14 protein-coding genes are annotated in these 18,327 nt (G+C 55.5%); 11 read left to right on the forward strand and 3 right to left on the reverse strand.

Annotated elements, in window-relative coordinates:
• Nucleotides 1-110 precede the first annotated feature (110 nt).
• The 4 genes from FHS78_RS09460 (at nt 111) to FHS78_RS09475 (ending at nt 5,438) form a co-directional block, all read left to right on the forward strand.
• Nucleotides 111-764 carry a polysaccharide biosynthesis/export family protein gene (locus tag FHS78_RS09460; RefSeq protein WP_205305265.1) on the forward strand — a complete coding sequence of 218 codons (654 nt, stop codon included), beginning with the start codon at nt 111-113 and terminating at the stop codon, nt 762-764.
• Nucleotides 765-1,135: 371 nt separating this feature from the next.
• Nucleotides 1,136-1,663 (forward strand): hypothetical protein, encoded by a 528-nt coding sequence (locus FHS78_RS09465; protein ID WP_167093536.1) that lies wholly within the window; start codon nt 1,136-1,138, stop codon nt 1,661-1,663.
• A gap of 128 nt (nt 1,664-1,791) precedes the next feature.
• Complete coding sequence (locus tag FHS78_RS09470; protein WP_167093538.1) at nt 1,792-3,030, forward strand: outer membrane beta-barrel protein; 1,239 nt, start codon at nt 1,792-1,794, stop codon at nt 3,028-3,030.
• A gap of 131 nt (nt 3,031-3,161) precedes the next feature.
• Complete coding sequence (locus tag FHS78_RS09475; RefSeq protein ID WP_167093540.1) at nt 3,162-5,438, forward strand: GumC family protein; 2,277 nt, start codon at nt 3,162-3,164, stop codon at nt 5,436-5,438.
• Nucleotides 5,439-6,139: 701 nt separating this feature from the next.
• On the opposite strand, the gene FHS78_RS09480 is transcribed toward FHS78_RS09475, so the two are convergent.
• The gene (locus FHS78_RS09480) at nt 6,140-7,588 is read right to left on the reverse strand and encodes an O-antigen ligase family protein (RefSeq protein WP_167093542.1); all 1,449 of its coding nucleotides are present in this window, start codon (nt 7,586-7,588) and stop codon (nt 6,140-6,142) included.
• 322 nt (nt 7,589-7,910) lie between these two features.
• Entirely contained in the window at nt 7,911-8,735 is an 825-nt protein-coding gene (locus FHS78_RS09485) for an IS5 family transposase (RefSeq protein ID WP_167093544.1), read from the reverse strand.
• 201 nt (nt 8,736-8,936) lie between these two features.
• Between FHS78_RS09485 and FHS78_RS09490 the strand changes: the two genes are divergently transcribed.
• The 5 genes from FHS78_RS09490 to FHS78_RS09510 all read left to right on the forward strand — a co-directional run bounded on the left by FHS78_RS09490 (nt 8,937) and on the right by FHS78_RS09510 (nt 15,949).
• Entirely contained in the window at nt 8,937-10,286 is a 1,350-nt protein-coding gene (locus FHS78_RS09490; RefSeq protein WP_167093546.1) for a sugar transferase, read from the forward strand.
• A 26-nt stretch (nt 10,287-10,312) separates the two neighbouring features.
• Complete coding sequence (gene glmU / locus FHS78_RS09495; RefSeq protein WP_167093548.1) at nt 10,313-11,674, forward strand: bifunctional UDP-N-acetylglucosamine diphosphorylase/glucosamine-1-phosphate N-acetyltransferase GlmU; 1,362 nt, start codon at nt 10,313-10,315, stop codon at nt 11,672-11,674.
• Between the two features lie 3 nt (nt 11,675-11,677).
• Nucleotides 11,678-13,501, forward strand: coding sequence for a glutamine--fructose-6-phosphate transaminase (isomerizing) (glmS, locus tag FHS78_RS09500; RefSeq protein WP_167093550.1), 1,824 nt, complete (start codon nt 11,678-11,680; stop codon nt 13,499-13,501).
• A 103-nt stretch (nt 13,502-13,604) separates the two neighbouring features.
• Nucleotides 13,605-14,591 (forward strand): UDP-glucose 4-epimerase GalE, encoded by a 987-nt coding sequence (galE, locus tag FHS78_RS09505; protein WP_167093552.1) that lies wholly within the window; start codon nt 13,605-13,607, stop codon nt 14,589-14,591.
• 254 nt (nt 14,592-14,845) lie between these two features.
• Entirely contained in the window at nt 14,846-15,949 is a 1,104-nt protein-coding gene (locus FHS78_RS09510) for a glycosyltransferase family 4 protein (protein ID WP_167093554.1), read from the forward strand.
• Nucleotides 15,950-16,032: 83 nt separating this feature from the next.
• Here FHS78_RS09510 and FHS78_RS09515 read toward each other — a convergent pair whose 3' ends face one another.
• Nucleotides 16,033-16,539, reverse strand: coding sequence for a transcriptional activator RfaH (locus FHS78_RS09515; RefSeq protein WP_167093555.1), 507 nt, complete (start codon nt 16,537-16,539; stop codon nt 16,033-16,035).
• Nucleotides 16,540-16,922: 383 nt separating this feature from the next.
• Between FHS78_RS09515 and FHS78_RS09520 the strand changes: the two genes are divergently transcribed.
• Both FHS78_RS09520 and FHS78_RS09525 read left to right on the forward strand, forming a co-directional pair.
• Complete coding sequence (locus FHS78_RS09520; protein ID WP_167093557.1) at nt 16,923-17,285, forward strand: MarR family EPS-associated transcriptional regulator; 363 nt, start codon at nt 16,923-16,925, stop codon at nt 17,283-17,285.
• Nucleotides 17,286-17,309: 24 nt separating this feature from the next.
• On the forward strand, nt 17,310-18,323 hold the full coding sequence (locus tag FHS78_RS09525; protein ID WP_167093559.1) for a GDP-mannose 4,6-dehydratase: 1,014 nt from the start codon (nt 17,310-17,312) through the stop codon (nt 18,321-18,323).
• Nucleotides 18,324-18,327: the final 4 nt, after the last annotated feature.

Genomic DNA, 18,327 nt, shown 5'->3' on the forward strand with positions numbered 1-18,327 from the left:
ACGGCGCGCTACAACGATGCGCGGGGCTTCAATGTGCTGATCCGAAACGGGTTTTCCGCCCGGGTGATCTTTCGCGCTTTGGGGCCTGGTTCAGTGAGGAGATTGCTGTCATGGCTTTTCGGGGCATCTGTCACATCATCACAGGCAAGGTTGCAATGCCGGTGCTGCGCGCGCTGACGCTTTCGATCACGCTTGCCATGGCCGGGTTTGTTGTCGCCGCGCCGGCCCAGGCGCAGGACAACCAGCCCGCTGCGGCGCCCGCGTCGACCGGCACAGCCGCTAGCAGCGAGGTCCACAAGGCTCGTACGCTCGACTACCGGCTCGGCTCAGGCGACAAGCTGCGTGTTATTGTTTTCGGCGAGGAAGATCTCTCCGGCGAATTCGATGTGACCGGCGCCGGCATGGTTTCGCTGCCTCTCATCGGTCAGGTACGCGCCCAGGGGCTCACGGTTGATGAGTTCGAGAACGCGATCCGGAACAAGCTCCTGGATGGCTATCTCAAGAACCCCCGCGTCAGCGTCGAGGTGCTGAACTACCGGCCTTTCTACATCATCGGCGAGGTCAATAGTCCCGGTCAGTATCCCTATACAAGCGGGATGACGGTGTTGAATGCCGTAGCGGTGGCCGCAGGGTATACCTATCGAGCCAATGAAGACCGGGTTTATATCACCCGCGGGGATGGCGAAGAAGAAGCTTATGCTGCTGATCAGACCGTCAAGGTCCTGCCCGGCGATGTGATACGCGTACCAGAGCGGTTTTTCTGACTATCATTTGATATCGTCAGAGATGTGCTTGGCAGCACGCTGCGCCCGGAAATGCGCGGAACTTTCTCGGCTCATGGCCGATGACAGAGTTAAAAAAGTTAATTATTTGGGTTAACGGAGCGATCCATGGTGCGTGGTTGCAACGGATGTGAGTTAAATAGGCTTTTTCGGCACTTAATGCAAAGTTGACTTTCAATAATCAGTTCAGCCGCTCCTGCCGATGTGCTAACGTTTGAAGCAATCCGGAGTGGGAATGACTCCCGAAAGTAGTGCGACTGACCTTCTTGCTTATGCGGGCTGATAGGTGACCATAGATGGCACCGGAAGAGTCGGCATATGGGCCAGTCCCAGAGAGCGAACGGGGATTTAACATGATTAAGAAGCTGCTTACCGCATCCGTCTGCGCTGCGGCTCTGCTGGCCGCGCCGGCCGTGACCGGCAAGTCGCTGGTGAGTAAGGCCTACGCGGCTGATCCTGCCCAGACAAGCGCAGCGGATGCGCTTGAAGAATATCTGGCCTCAGAGATGTCTCTTGGGGACGCCCTTGAGCAGCTTGTGAAGGACGGTTATCCGGCGGCCGATGTTGTTGCAGCTGCAAACAGTCTCGCCTCGGACAATCCCGACATGGTAGCTTCAATCGGTTCGACGCTTGCTGCGCTGGCTAACGAACTCGCCGCTTCAGATGATAGTTCGTGTCAGGGGTATCTGGGGGGGGCTAGCGATGTTTGTCAGGAATACGCAGCCGCGCTGGATGGGGCTGTTGCGGGGACTCAGCTCGCGGATGCTTATGGTGATGCCCGCGGAACAACCGGGTCCATCAATGGCGGGGCCGGGGAAGTGAGCCCCAGCAATGTAGGCAACACGACCAATACCAATGAGGCTCCTGCCAGCTCGAGCTAGGAAGGCCGAACCGCGCCCCCTTGGTCAGTTGGACAAAGACGAAGTGAGAGTGGAGGGGGAGTGTTGTTCTCCGCCCACCTTCGAATATCTCTGAAATTCGCGGAATTAACGTTACCGGAGGAGCAACCATGCGTCCGAGCCCTTACCCTGATTTCAAGCTGCTGGGAGCTGTGCTGCTCGCGGCAAGCTTGGCCTCTGCCCCCGCACTCGCCCAGCAGGCTGGCGCCAGCCCCAGCGATGGCACAGGCGTTCATGTCGGGGCGTTTATGGTCTATCCGCAAGCCTCCTATAGCGGCACCTATAACGACAATATCTACGCAGACGCCAACAATGAGCAGGAAGACTATATTTCGACGTTGAAGGCTGCCGTGGACGTGAGCTCGACCTGGAGCCGCCATGCGTTGAACCTGACGGGCTCGATCACGAAATCCCTTTATGCGGATCGCTCTTCCGAAAACCGTTTGGACTGGAATATCGGCGCTGATGGCCGGCTCGATATTACCCGCAACAGCAATCTGACGGCGGGGACTTCTTATTCCCGGAACCATGAGGATCGCGGGTCGGCCAATGCTGCGATCGGTGCTATCCGCCCCTCGGAGCCGATCGAGTACGACCTGTTTACGACGGAAGCGAAGTTCCACCAGGGCTTCAACAGGCTGTTTGCGGAAATGGGTGGCAAGTACTCGAATTATGACTACAAGAATGCCACATCGGTAACAGGTACAGCGCTTCCTCAGGATTACCGCGACCGTGAGCGTTGGGATGAAAGTCTCCGTCTGGGGTACATGGTATCTCCCGACACCAATGTGTTTGTCGAGGGCTCGCTCAATCAGCGCACCTATGACAAGAAACCGCCTGCTGTGGCGGTAAACCGCGACTCAGATGGATATGCCATCGTTGGCGGTGCGCAGTTTCGCTTGACGAATCTGGTTACGGGGGAGATCTCTGCCGGTTATCAAGAACAGCATTATGACGCAGGTAGTGACGTCAGCGGGCTCAAATATGGCGCGTCCGTTACGTGGTCTGCGACGACCCTCACAACTGTGACGCTGAACGCAAACTCGTCGATTGAAGAAACCACCGCCGTCGGAGCTCCGGCCTACAAGAACCAGAATGTCGAGGTCGTGGTTCAGCATGAGCTTACGCGTAATATCATCCTGACCGGGAATGCTGGCTATACCAATGATGATTTCGAAAGTATTACCCGCAATGACGATATTATCGATGCCGGGCTCGGCGTACGCTACCTCGTGAATCGCAACGCGGATGTTCAGATCGGGTATGATTTCACGGATCGGAACTCGGATGTTGCCGGCTATGATTATACCCGCAATCAGATCGGCTTTACCCTGAGGCTTAAGCTCTGATATCAGAGCACAACGGAAGATTGATGGCAGAAGCGGTACACCGTTTCTGCCATTTTTGTGTGTGATGCGTTAGGATTCTCGCAATGTATCGCGCCCTAGAAAATTGCTGAGAGTAAAGGGATTTGGCCAGAATGAATGCGCCTACGACATCCGGACAACAGGTTGCCCCAGGCTATGGTTATTCAGGAGATCAGCATGCCGATCACCTGGGCTCGCCGGAATTGGATATTCGCGCAATCTTCAAAACCTTGCGAAAGCGCATGGGCCTGATCATTTCCATCACAATGGGGATGACAATTCTTGTTATGGTGGCGGTCTACCAGATGACCCCGATCTACACGGGCAAGGCACAGATTCTGCTCCAGGCCCAAAAAGAAAATGTCGTGGATATCGAATCTGTCATGTCGGGTCAGCCGAGCGATAGTGCGGCGATCGACAGTCAGGTGGCGATCCTGGAGTCGCGTTCTCTGGCGGGGCGCGTTGTCGATGAATTGAATCTTGTGAACGATCCAGAGTTCAACTCGTCTCTGACCTCGCCCTCGATTTTTCGTTGGCTCGATCCACAGCGCTGGCCGGGTGAAATTGCGTCGCTTTTCAAATCAACCCAGTTCTCTGAGGCGGGGAGTGAAGAAGAGTCGAGTGGGCAAGAGCGTAATGCGGTGATCAGTGCGTTTATGGGCCATATGGACGTCTCGCGCCAGAGTCGGACCTATGTGCTGTCGGTGGAATTTCGTTCCCGCGATGCAAAAAAGGCGGCGCGTATCGCTAACAAAATTGCTGACACCTACATTGTCGATCAACTCGAAGCGAAATTCGACGCGACAAAGCAGGCAAATGACTGGCTTTCGAAGCGGTTGCAAAGCCTGCGTCAACAGGTACAAGCTTCCGAACGTGCCGTTGAGATTTATCGCTCGAAAAACGGGCTGGAAACTGCCAAGGGCACGACGGTCAACGAACAACAACTCTCCGAACTCAACGCGCAGCTTATTCTTGCCAAGGCTAATCTTGCGGAAAAGCAGGCGAACTATGACCGTGCGCGGCAGGCCCTTCATGGGAGCGGCGATATCGAATCCGTGGCCTCGGTGATGCAATCCGGCACGATTTCAGGTCTGCGTCAGCAGGAGGCTCAACTCGCACGAGAGCAGGCGGATCTCTCCTCGAAATATGGGCCCAGACATCCCGCGATCATCAAAATCGAGGCTCAGCGTGCGGACATAACACAGCAGATCAAAACCGAGGCCCGACGGGTTGTCGACAGTATCAAAAATCAGGCCGATGTCGCCAGATCACGGGTGGACGCGCTCCAAAGGAGCCTAGATCAGCTCAAGGCGAAGACCTCGGAAAATGATCAGGCTGAAATTCGGCTCCGTGAGTTGCAGCGCGAAGCGGATGCGAACAAGACGGTTTATGAGTCTTTTCTAAACCGATTCAAGCAGACCTCTCAACAGGCCAACCTTCAGACGCCGGATGCGCGCGTGATCAGTGAGGCAATGGCTCCCGGCGCACCTTCAAGTCCGAAGAAGGGGCTTATCGGCGGCGCGAGCCTTGTCTTATCGCTGATGATCGGTGTGGGAGTGGCCTTTCTTCTTGAGCAGCTCGACAATGGGATCGAGACCGGTCGCGCTTTGGAAGAATTCCTCGAGATTCCTAATTTGGCGTCTGTCCCGGCCATTCCGAGCGAGAAAGGCGAAGATGGCAAAACCTTGTTGCCTGAACGCTATGTTCTTGCAAAGCCGCTATCGGCATTCTCGGAATCCATTCGGAGCCTGCGCAGCGCGCTTCAATTGTCAAATGTTGATAACCCGCCTAAGATTGTCGCATTTACCTCGGCACTTCCCAACGAAGGCAAGACGACAATTGCGGCCTGTTTCGCGCGGGCTGCGGCCGTCTCGGGTCTAAAGGTCGTGCTGGTTGATTGTGATCTTCGTCATCCCTCTGTTCAGAAAACATTCGAATTGGAGAGTGCCAAAACGGGGCTAGTTGAGCTCCTTGCGGGGCGTCTCGAACCGTCTTCCGTCTTGATCCGTGATCCCCTGACCACTCTTGATATTCTTCCAGTGGCGTCCGGCGCTGCCAACCCTCCCGACGTACTGGGCTCTAAGCAGATGAAGCGGCTATTGCAGGAATTGAGGAACACCTATGATCTCGTTGTTCTCGATACGGCACCGGTCCTGCCGGTATCGGACTCGCGTGTGCTGTCGCGTCTCGCTGATGAAACCGTCTTTGTAGTTCGTTGGAGCGTCACCCCGAAAGATGCTGCTCTTTCTGCGTTGCGGGAACTTCGTAACTTTAACGCCGGTATTGCCGGGGCTGTTTTGAGCGTCGTCGATACGTCAAAGCAGGCCAGATATGGCTACGGGGACAGCGGTTACTATTATCGTCAATACAGCAAATACTATGTCAACTAGGGGAACTCAGATTTCGACGAGTGACCTAACTAGGTTGCCGGTGGCGGCTTTTGTTTTGCTCGTATCGATGGTGCTTATTGTACTTTCGCTACCCCGTATCATCGCTGCCGGGCAGACCCTGCCTGTGAGGGATGAGGCACAAGCGATTGCGAACGGAGACGGCGCTGCCTCGCCGTTGGCCTTGGCACGCTCGGTCAAGGCTTATTCCCGAGCGGCATGGTGGATGCCGGGCGATGCTCGTATGCAGGAGACCTTGGCGCGTCTCTATATCGCGGAAGCAAATAAGTATGCCGGGGCGGGGCGGGAGATCGATGATCTTCAGATGGCCCTGACACATATGGATGCTTCGTTGAGGCATGCGCCTAATCGGACTTTTGGCTGGGCCTTGCGCGCAGAAACCCTCAGGCGTTTGAACGAACCGGTGAAAGAGATAGAGCGAGCCCTGCATTTGTCTTATCTGCTGGGGCCACGCGAGGCATCAGCCATGCTACTCCGGGCCGGTGTTATCCTTGATATATGGGGAGCAACTAACTCTAACATACACGATATAGCGGAAAACGATCTCATGGAACTCTGGGCATCCCCTCGTTCTCGCGTTTCCCTCGCTCAACTGTATCTTAGGAAGCCTCTCGGTGGCCGGCTACGTTTACGGCGCCTCATATTGTCGTCACCGGAGGACGTAGCGAAATTCAATACGCTCGTCAAAAGCGTGCATAACCGGTCCTAGATGGAACGCGGGCGTCGGGAGATCGGCTTTGCGCGGCAGCAAATCCCATGATGAAAGCATAGAGAACAGAGACGGCCGGTATCTCCAGACTAAAATCGACAAGCGAGTGTAGTGCCACGAGCAGAGTAGTAGCTACCCCGAGGGCGGGAAGATATTTCATCCTTCGCCTGCGAAAAGTGCCTCGCCAGCAGATAAAAAATAGTGTTGCCAAGCTCAGATGGAGAAGGAAGGCGACCGGGACACCGAGTTCAAAAGTGCTTTCGAGATAGGTATTATGGGCATAGCCTACTCTTGTCATGGGGCTGATATCATCCTGCTTGTATGCGGGATAGGCATCCTCAAACGAGCCGAAGCCGACGCCCTGCCAGGCGGCGGACAAAATGCCATTCACTGTGGAGTTGTAAATCGACGCGCGAAGCGTGGTGCTTTCACCTTCGCCAACCTGTCCCAGGCGACCCAGAAATGATCCGCCCGCAGCAATGAGTACCGCAAGAAGGATGCCCAAGAGCGGGGTCCAGACACTCAGACTGTTTTGTTTTTGGGTTTTGTTCCGGCTAAGAAGAAAAATCAGCGCAAACAGTGCGAAGAGACTCGCAAGAACCCCACCGCGCGACGTCGTAAGGAAAAGGGCGAGCAGCATCAGCAATATGGCACCGGTTTCCCAGCGCCTCGCCACAAAAACATGTTCAATCAGCAATGCGAAGGTCTGCGATCTCGTACGCCGTTGTTCGATCAGGGGCTGAAGCTTGTGAAACATTTGCGCGGTGCCGCATAGCAGGCACAGGCCGACAAAAGTGGCAAAGTGATTGCGATTGGCAAAGGTGCTTTTGAGTGACCCTCCGTCCAGCGGCACCTGAAATGACAGAAATTGGGATCCGGCACAAAAATGAGTAATGAAACCAATAATGCTGTAGATGGCTCCGAGTAGCAGGATTGCCGCAACTGATCTCCGAGCAATAACGGCATTTTCGGACAATCGAAAACTGAGCCAGAAGACTGAAAAATAGGTGAGTAGCCGCATCAGCGCTGACATCGTGGCCGGGGGGGCGATGGAAATGTGTGACGGGACACGGGGCATGCCAAGGTGTTCCGCTGCGATTGCCCAAATTGGATCACCCCAGGACCTGGGTAGTGGAACCAGAGCCTGGAAGGTGATCCAGAAGGTTACGATTGCAAAAAGGAAGAATGGCAGTTTCAGGTCGGACCGTAGTGCCTCTTTTGCGGTGCTATTTACCGCGCCCGACGAGACATAGCCAAGAATGAGCACTGCCGATGCCAGAGCCAGAAGAGCTGACGACAGAGGGCGGTTGCTGCCATAGTCCCAGGGGGCCAAAAAGAGTAGGGCGAGCAGGAACGAGAAAGCCACTTTTTCTCGATGGGATGGATTTGTCGGGCGCTTTCGAGCCGCGTTGAGTTCCTGCATATTCTATCCCCACAAATGAGCGTAAAGCTGGGTGGTGATTTCAGCACGGAACCAGATTTGCGTCTTATGCCGAAACTGAGTGGTGGCCGATCCGTTATGTCGGTAGACCACCGGTTATTGCGACTGTTGACGGTCTTCTGTTTTTGGTCCGGCGTGAGGCCCAGTTCACGGTTTGAGGTCTTATCGTCGCTTTTGTCCTGCCCAAATCTATACAAGCCTACAAGTGTTCGAGCTGCAGGAATATCTGTACCATATAAGATGGAAGCGGTAGCAACGCTGTGTTGGGGCTAAGAGTCGGACTCAAAATTAATACCCATTGATTTCAAGCCCTTGCGATGAGCCTTGTGGAGCGTCGGATGGAGGCGATCAGGAGCCATGCATCGGAGGATGCGATGGTTGCTTCCCAGTCCTTGGCGAGACGGCGGCAGCGGCCGAGCCAGGCAAGGGTGCGCTCGACGACCCAGCGGCGGGCGATGACGACGAAGCCCGTTGCCCCATTGGGCCGCTTGACGATCTCGATGCTCGGCCCATCCATGTTCTGCAAGGCGTTTTCCAGCTTGTCGCCTCCATAGCCGCCGTCGGCGAACAGATGAACGAGCGTGGGGAAGCTCTGCATGGTGTCGGCGATGACACCCGGCGCGCCATCGCGATCCTGAATGTCGGCGGTGTGCGTGATCGCGCCCAGCATGTTGCCTTGCGTATCGGTGAGGATATGGCGCTTGCGCCCCTTGATCTTCTTGCCGGCATCATAGCCCGCCGGGCCGCCGCTTTCGGTGGTTTTCACGCTTTGGCTGTCGATCACGCCTGCTGTCGGCTCCGCCGCCCGACCGGCCAGAAGGCGCGTGGACATCACCAGCGTCTCGTTGATGATGTCGAACAGGCCGCTGTCGCGAAGCCGGTAGAAATAATGCTGAACCGTCGTAAAAGGCGGGAAGTCTTTCGGCAGCATCGCCCATTGGCAGCCCGCCGCCGCGATATACTGGATGGCGTTCCATATCTCGCGCATCGCCCATTTGCGAGGTCGGCCGACCTTGCTCGGCACAGGCATGAATGGTTCGATCAACGCCCACTCCTCGTCTGTGCAGTCGCTTGCGTAACGCAGGTGTCTGCGGTCATAGTGCTCCCGAGTGATTTCAGTCCAGGCCATCTGATCCTCCGTAGTCTTCGCAAACCACAGAGAATCATAAGCCACTGAAATCACTCAACTTAATTTTCGGTTGGGCTCTAAGGGGCGCACGACGAATTCCGCTATATTCGCATTTTTGTCGGTGGATGCTGATGAAGACTTGATGTTTTCGTTACATTTTATCGTGTAGAGTAAAGATGGGGATTATCTGGAGTTGGGGCAATGTTTTTGGAGGATCCTGACCGCGTTGTCGGGGCTGAGCCCGAGCGCAGTCGCGGCAAGAATGGTTCGCGCGGGACCAATATAGGGCGAATGGTCATAGCCCGCATTCTTGAGAGCAGTGCCTTTCTGGTTGTCAGCACAATCGGTGTCGCGATCTTTGGACCGCTTCTGGCCCGGTTTGGGGTGTCGCCCCTCTTCTTGTCGGGCGATTATTTCTGGAATGCTATCGTCGGTGGATCCTGCGCGATATTCCTTGGTGTCTATGCGTATAAGAATGTCGCTGTTTTTCCCGGTGGCGCCAAGATTCAGTATGTTTTTACCTCCGTTTCCCTTGCATTTTTGTGCGTGACCGCTGTTTTGCTCTCATTCCGAATGAGCTACAGCCTTTATGTTCTCGGTTGCGGTTTTGTCATCTCTGTTATCTGGCTCTCATTATGCGACCTGCTGCGTCAGAGGATTGCGGTGCGCCGACTGGCTCTGGTGCCGGGCGGGGGGACCGATCGGCTTACCGCGCTCTCTGGGGCAGATTGGCTTGAACTACGAGATCCGACGATTGAGGACATCCAGTGCGATGCACTCGTAGCCGATTTACGGTCCGGGATGGCCCCGGAATGGGAAAGGCTGCTTACAGATGCGGTTCTCGCCGGAATTCCCGTATTTCACTACAAGCAGATTTACGAGGGGTTCACAGGCCGTGTCGAGATCGAGCATCTTTCGGAGAACAATTTGGGGTCCTTGGTTCCGAGTACTGCATACTCTGGCCTGAAGCGGATTTTCGATATGGCGCTTGCACTCCCCTTATCAGTTTTGCTCTCTCCCCTGTTTGCCTTGCTGGCTCTCCTGATCAAAATGGATTCGCCCGGTCCGGCGATCTTTACTCAGAAACGGGTGGGATTCGGGGGCAAGGAGTTCGTGATTTTCAAGTTCCGAACCATGAAGGTTGCGGCCGTTGAAGAGGACGTCGACAAACGCGATCAGGCTATGACCCAAGACGGGGACCCGCGGATTACAAAACTCGGGAAGTTCCTTCGGAGAACACGTCTCGATGAACTGCCGCAAATCGTCAATATTCTGAAAGGGGAGATGAGCTGGATCGGGCCTCGCCCCGAAGCGGTTGCCCTCTCGTCATGGTACCGGAAGGAGCTACCTTTTTATATGTACAGGCATATTGTCAGGCCGGGTATTACCGGTTGGGCACAGGTCAATCAGGGTCATGTTGTTGATGCGGATGATGTGCTTGAAAAGCTTCATTACGATTTCTTCTATATAAGATATTTTTCATTCTGGCTCGACGTTCTCATCTTTGTCAGGACAGTGCGTATCGTCTTGTCCGGCTTCGGGGCCAAATAAAGAGTTTTTAGGATTTTATGGGCGGTATGGCGAGAGAGACGGTCACAGCAATCATTCTCTCAGCGGGGAAGGGCACGCGGATGAAGTCGCGGCTGCCCAAGGTCCTGCACAAGATTGCCGGACGGCCGATGCTCGGCCACGTGCTTTCTGTCGTCAGCGAATTGCCCAATGCGCGTTCCGTGCTGGTGGTCGGGCCGGATATGGAGGAGGTCGCGACCTATGCGAAGGGCCTTGCTCCCGACACGGGCATTGCCGTCCAGGCCGAGCAGCTTGGTACCGCTCATGCCGCACTGATGGCCCAATCCGAAATCTCCGAGCGGGAGGGCGTTGTCCTTGTGATCTTCGGCGATACGCCGCTGATGCACCCCGAAACACTTGCCGACATGGCCAATACCTGCCGCGAAGAAGCCGATATCGTCGTTCTGGGCTTCCGGCCTACGGATCCGGCCGCCTATGGGCGACTTGTGCTTGATGAGGCCGGTAGACTTCAGAAGATCGTCGAATTCAAGGACGCAAGCGCGCCCGAGAGGGCTATTACCCTGTGCAACGGCGGCGCGATGGCGGTTCGTGCCGAATACCTTTTCGATCTCCTTTCCAAGGTCGGCAATGACAATGCAGCGGGCGAGTTTTATCTGCCGGACATTGTCGGTCTCGCTCGCTCGCAAGGTCTCACCTGCCGCGTGCAGGAAGGTGAGGAAGAGGAAGTGCAAGGGGTCAATAGCCGGGCCGATCTCGCCGCAGCGGAAGCGGTCATGCAGCGCCGCTTGCGACAGGCGGCAATGGCGGGCGGTGCAACGCTCACCGACCCTGATAGCGTTTATTTCAGCTTCGACACGGTGCTGGGGCAGGACGTGGTCGTCGGCCAGAACGTGGTCTTCGGACCGGGCGTAAAGGTTGCAGATGGCGCGATGATCAAGCCTTTTTCTCACCTGGAAGGAGCGATTGTCGCTGCCGATGCAGAAATCGGTCCGTTTGCACGTATTCGTCCGGGATCTTCCATCGGCACGGGCGCCAAGATCGGCAATTTCGTGGAAACGAAAAAGGCCGAGATCGAAGAAGGCGCGAAGGTCAGTCACCTGTCCTATATCGGCGACGCGCGTGTCGGCGCTCATGCCAATATCGGTGCGGGCACAATCACCTGCAACTACGACGGCTACAACAAGTTCTTCACCGATATCGGGGCCGGGGCGTTTGTCGGCTCCAACTCTGCGCTGGTCGCACCGGTGAAAATCGGCGACGGGGCCTATCTCGGATCGGGCAGCGTCATCACCAAGGACGTTACGCCGGATGCGCTCGCCTTTACGCGGCCAAAACAAATCGAGAAGTCCGGATGGGCCGCCACATTCCGTGCAAAGAATGAATCTCCCGACAAAAATACGAAGGACTGAGCTATGTGCGGCATTGTCGGGATCATTGGAAAACAGGATGTTGCGCCGGTCATACTCGAGGCCCTGAAGCGTCTCGAGTATCGCGGCTATGACAGTGCAGGCATCGCAACGCTCGACAACGGTCAGCTCACACGGCGCCGTGCGGAAGGCAAGCTCTTCAACCTCGAAACAGCGCTTACAGCCCAGCCCCTTCATGGAGAGCTCGGTATCGGCCATACGAGATGGGCAACTCATGGTGCGCCGACCGAAAACAACGCGCATCCACATGTGACCGACCGGGCTGCTATCGTCCATAACGGGATCATCGAAAACTTTCGCGAATTGCGGCAGATGCTGCTGGAGAAGGGGTTTTCTTTCTCTACCGATACCGATTCCGAAATCATCGCCCATCTGGTGACCGATCATCTGAACCGGGGTAAGGATCCCCGGAAGGCCGCTGCCGATGCGTTACGCGAGCTGGAAGGCGCATTTGCCGTTGCCATCATTTTCTCCGGCGAGGAGGATTTGATGATCGGTGCGCGGAGGGGTAGCCCGCTTGCCGTCGGCTATGGCGACAATGCGATGTATCTCGGTTCGGACGCGTTTGCGCTGGCCCCGATGACGAACCGCGTCTCCTTTCTGGAAGAGGGGGATCGCGTCGAACTTAGCCGCACAGGCGCTGTCGTTTACGACGCGGCGGACCAGCTCGTAGAACGTCCCGTCAAGATCACCGATGTTTCCGCCGCGCTGGTGGACAAGGGAAATCATCGTCATTTCATGGCGAAGGAAATCTTCGAGCAGCCTGAAGTGATCGGTCATACGCTGTCTGAATATCTCGATCTGGTGAACGAAAAGCTTCATCTGCCGGATTTGCCGGTCGACCTTGCCACGGCACCGCGCATCACGATCATCGCCTGCGGGACAGCGTTTTATGCCGGGCTCGTCGCTAAATACTGGTTCGAAAAGCTTGCGCGCATTTCGGTAGAGGTCGATATCGCGTCGGAGTTCCGCTATCGCGAAGCCGCATTGCCGGAAGGCGGGCTCGCGATTTTCATTTCGCAGTCCGGTGAAACCGCCGACACGCTGGCCGCGCTTCATTACTGTAAATCGCAGGGCCAGAAGACTCTGTCCGTCGTCAATGTGGTGGAGTCGAGTATTGCGCGCGCATCGGATGTCATCCTGCCGACTTTTGCCGGGCCGGAAATCGGAGTGGCTTCGACCAAGGCCTTCACTTGCCAGCTCGCCACGCTGGTCGTGCTCGCGGTTAGGGCTGCCATCGCACGCGGACAAATCGATACGGAAGAAGAACGCCGGATCGTTCATACACTGATCGAAACGCCGAGACATGTCGCGGAGGCGCTCGGAGCCGACGACGCCATCCGGGACCTGAGTGTCGATCTCGCGAAGGCGCGCGACGTGCTCTATCTCGGGCGAGGCCATAATTATCCGATTGCCCTTGAGGGGGCGCTCAAGCTCAAGGAAATCTCATATATCCATGCCGAGGGCTACGCTGCGGGTGAGCTCAAGCACGGCCCCATCGCTCTCATCGACGAGAACGTGCCCGTGATCGTGATCGCGCCGATGGACCAGCTCTATGAGAAAACAGTGTCCAACATGCACGAAGTCATCGCGCGCGGCGGCAGGGTGCTTTTGATCGGCGACAAGGCCGGGATCGACCATGCGGGCGAAGGATTGTGGGAATCGATAGAGATTCCGTCGGTCGATCCCCTGATCGCTCCTATTATCAACGCCATTCCGGTGCAGCTCTTGGCCTATCACACGGCCGTTTCCAAAGGCACCGATGTCGATCAGCCGCGAAATCTGGCAAAATCCGTCACAGTAGAATGAGGTATAAGAGCTTGTGCTGGGTTCGGGATCATCATCGGTTTGAAGCTTCACAAGCTCTATTTTGGAGTGTCTCTGGTATGGAAATTGAAGCCGAGGGTAGTGCGTGACGACACTTGTAACAGGTGGTGCCGGCTATATCGGCAGCCATGCGGTGATTGAGCTCTTGGAGGCAGGTGAAGAGGTCATTGTGCTCGACAACTTCTCCACTGGCTTCGAATGGTCAGTGCACCCTGATGCTCGCGTCGTTCAAGGCGATGTTGCAGACCGGGCCTTGCTGGACCGTCTGCTTGCTAAGTCTGCCATTGATGCGGTCCTGCATTTTGCCGGTTCTATAGTGGTGCCTGAATCGGTAGAGAAACCACTTGAATACTATTCCAACAACACCACCAAATCCCGCGATTTGATCGCAGCATGTGTCGATTACGACGTGCGGCATTTCATTTTCTCCTCGACCGCCGCCGTCTATGGAACACCTTCTGCGACCCTAGTTACCGAACGCGAGCAGCCGCATCCGCAATCGCCCTATGGACGCTCAAAACTCATGACCGAGTGGATGCTAGCTGATACGGCATTTGCGCACCCGATGCGATTCGTCGCCTTGCGCTATTTCAACGTGGCCGGAGCAGATCCCAGGGGGCGCACAGGGCAGTCAACGGCTAATGCTACACATTTGATCAAGGTGGCTTGCGAGACGGCCCTCGGCCAGCGCGGCCATATCGATATTTTTGGTACGGACTATCCCACTCATGATGGGACCTGTATTCGGGACTACATCCATGTAGCCGACCTTGCCGCTGCGCATCGTCAGGCGCTCGACTATTTGCGCTCGGGCGGCGAATCCCTGATTGCAAATTGCGGCTATGGACACGGATTTTCGGTTCGGCAGGTTCTGGCCGCCGTGGAGCGTGTTTCGGGTAGAACGCTGGACATAAGAGAGGGACCAAGAAGGGCCGGCGATGTTACCGAGATTGTCGCTGACCCGAAACTTGTTAAGGACAGGCTCGGATGGACGCCGGCTTTTGATGATTTGGACCGTATCGTTTTTCATGCGCTTTCTTGGGAAGAAAAGCTTGATGCTCGAAACACTTGAATAGTACCAAAAGCGGCCGGGTCATCGGGGTCGACAGGGAACTGTTCTGTCGATGCCGGTCGAGATTTTTCGTAGCAGGCTTTTCTGGCAACGGGTTTGAGAATTTGAGCTGCTATCTTTAATTGCGGTGTGTCCATCGGGTTTTGGAGGCACTCTAATCCTCTCCAAAAAGGTACGAAGGAGGCCCGCCGCAAAGCGTATAATCCTTGATTTGGTAAAATCATCTGTAGGCTGATTGACTTATGCATATCCTTATGACGGCGAATGCAGCCTGGAATATCTGGAACTTTCGGAAAGCGGTTGTGCAGAATCTGATTTCTGAAGGGCATGACGTGACCATACTTTCACCGGCGGATGACAGCGTCGCTGATCTGGAAGCTATTGGATGCAGGTTTATGCCGCTCGAGATGAGCGTTAAGGGGCTGAACCCGATAAGCGATCTGGCGCTTATGCGCCGATTCAGGCGCGTCTTCAGGGTTGCGCGTCCTGACGTCGTATTAAGCTACACAATAAAGAACAACATATACGGTGCGTTTGCTGCACGTCTTGCTGGTATCCCGTTTGTGCCCAACGTAACAGGGCTTGGTACCGCTTTTCTTTCCGGAGGTTGGCTCCAAGGGATTGCCGAAGCGCTCTATCGAACTGCTTTCAGTCGATTATCTGTCGTCTTTTTTCAGAATGAGGATGACCGGGATTTATTTCTCGGGCGACGCCTCATAAGTTCGGATCAGGCTCATCTCCTGCCAGGTTCCGGCATCGATCTCGCTCATTTCAACGCGGTTCCTCTGCCGCCGGCAGAGGAGGGCGTTTCCTTTTTGCTGATCGCTCGGCTTCTGCGTGACAAGGGGGTTGTCGAGTTCGTGGAAGCGGCAAGAAAGATAAAAGCGAGTCGACCCGATGTGAGCTTTCGGCTTTTGGGGGCGGCCGGATCCCAGAACCGATCAGCAATTGATAGAGCGACTGTTCAAAACTGGCAGGAAGAGGGAGTTATTGAATATCTTGGAACCACAAAGGACGTAAGGCCATTTATCGAAGCGTCAACGTGCATCGTGCTTCCGTCCTATCGGGAGGGAGCGCCAAGGACGTTAATCGAAGCCGCATCGATGGCTCGTCCTGTGATCGCCACCGATGTGCCTGGCTGTCGAGCGGTTGTGGAGCATGGCGAAACCGGCTTTTTATGCGTGGTCCGAAGTTCGGAAAGCCTGGCGCGTATGATGGAGCGGTTTCTCGGGCTCTCCCGCGAGGCACGTGTCGCGATGGGGCAGGCCGGTCGCAATAAGATGGAGCGCGAGTTTGACAAACATCTTGTCGTCGAAGCCTACCGCAATGCCATTTTGAAAACTGTGCAGTTGCGGTGACAATTGACCTGCCACTGAACTTTCCCCCAGGAGGGATTAGAGTTTCGGCATATTACCTGACAGGCCGATGACGTTCCCTTGCCTCATGCAGGCCTCAACGCGTTCGCCGCAATGGTCGTCCGCGTGTTGCCACCCATTACCTCCATGAGGATCCAGATCCGCTGGTCGGATTCCAGCGTTTCTATTGTGGTGATCATCTCTGCGAACGGGCCTTTCGTCACGCGAACCAGATCGCCTTCTTGCAGCTTTGCTGTTGACTGAAACAGGCCCGTCGCGTCGCAGCGCGCCATCAGCTCGGAGATCAGGGGCGACGGGACTTCCGCGGGCTCTCTGCCGAAGCTTACGAGGCGTGTTATGCCGTGGGTTGCATTGATTGCGGGCCAGCGTGCGTCCTTCTTGTCGAATGCCACAAAAATATATCCGGGGAAGAGTGGTGCCGGGGCTGTGACGAATTTTCCCCGGACCCGTCGTGTCTTCTCCTCCCTTGGAAGAAAGGAGCGGAAGCCTTGTTGCCGGAGATTGCGTTCGGCAATCCGTGCGCTGTTCGCCTTGTGCTGGGCGACAAACCAGTTTTCACCTTGCGATTGCATGGTTCCCCCGTTGCTTGTTGATCTCGCCGTTTGAACAGGGCGACGGCCTTTTCTTCTGGCTAGGACTATCGGCGCACCTCGATTTGGAGTTTGCGATCGCAATTAAGTCTGATGGTCTATTTCAATATTTTAATATTTTAAAAATCTTCACCTAAGACTATGAAGTATTTATGATCTCCTTCCTTCGAATTGGTCCTGCTCACCAAGATCCCACTCTCAAAAATCTTAACCATGGACTTGAATAGTGGCTTCTCAGGCACGTCGAGATATGGTAACGCTCATACTTGAGCAATTATGGATATATGTGGGCACATTGTAAATCATTCTTCAGGGGCCCCGCCGGGGGACTCCTTGTGCGGTAGCTATGGGTGAACCGTCCTTCCATGGTTGACCGGTCCGACACAGAAGATGCGCAGTTCCGAATTCTGCGCTTGCTTGAAAACAATCCGGAACTCTCCCAGCGCGAACTTGCAAATGCTGTCGGCATCAGCAACGGCAGCGTGCACTATCTTCTCAAAGCATTGGTTGAGAAGGGTCTTTTGAAGTTCTCGAATTTTTCCTCATCACGGGACAAGCGACGCTACGCCTATGTATTGACGCCTCAGGGACTTGCGCAGAAGGCGGTCCTCACAAGACGCTTTTTGACTCGGAAGCTCGATGAATATGAGGCGCTCAAGGCAGAAATAAGGGCCTTGGAAAAAGAAATAGTGTCCGACCCTGTTGGCGACACGAAGAGCGGAGACTGAGTTGAAAAAAGGGGATGTCCTCGAATGACGCGCAAGGTCCTTGTGACCGGAACGGCCGGATTCATCGGCTATCACCTCGCCAAGCTGTTGCTCGCAGAAGGCTTTCGGGTTCATGGCTATGACGGGATGACGGATTACTACGATGTCACTCTGAAGCAGAAGCGCCACTCCATGCTGCTGCAGCACCCGAACTTCTCGGCAGACGAAGGGATGCTGGAAGATGTCGTATTGCTGGACAGGGTTGCGGACGAATTTTCTCCCGATATTATCGTCCACCTCGCCGCTCAGGCTGGCGTCCGCTACAGTCTGGAGAACCCCCGGACCTATATTGACGCGAATGTTGTTGGCACCTTCAACGTGATGGAGGCAGCTCGCCGGCTGAACGTACAACATCTTCTCATGGCCTCGACCAGTTCAGTGTATGGGGCGAATGAGAGTATGCCGTTCACTGAGACGGAGAAGGCCGACACGCAGCTGACGATCTATGCGGCGACTAAGAAGGCCAATGAAAGCATGGGCCATGCCTATGCCCATCTGTGGAACCTGCCCACCACGATGTTCCGTTTCTTTACGGTCTATGGCCCCTGGGGGCGGCCCGACCTCGCGCTGTACAAATTCGTCGATGCGATCCTCGATGATCGGCCCATCGATATCTACAACCATGGCGACATGTACCGCGACTTCACCTATGTCGATGATCTCGTGCGCGGCATTCGCCTGCTCATCGACTCGGTGCCCGAACGACCCGAGGATGGTGTGGTGCCCGGGGGAGACAGCCTGTCGCCAGTTGCCCCCTTCCGCGTCGTAAATATTGGCAATTCCGACAAAGTGCGGCTGCTCGACTTTGTCGACGCAATTGAGGAGAGCCTCGGGAAAAAGGCGATCCGCAACTACATGCCGATGCAGATGGGCGACGTGCCCGCCACCTGGGCGGATGCCACGCTGCTGCAAAGGCTGACAGGGTATCGCCCGCAGACAGATTTCAGGGACGGGATTGCACGGTTCGTCGATTGGTTCCGCGATTACTATGGGAAGTGATTGA

Source organism: Parvibaculum indicum (assembly GCF_011762095.1).
GTDB classification, from domain to species: Bacteria; Pseudomonadota; Alphaproteobacteria; order Parvibaculales; family Parvibaculaceae; genus Parvibaculum; species Parvibaculum indicum.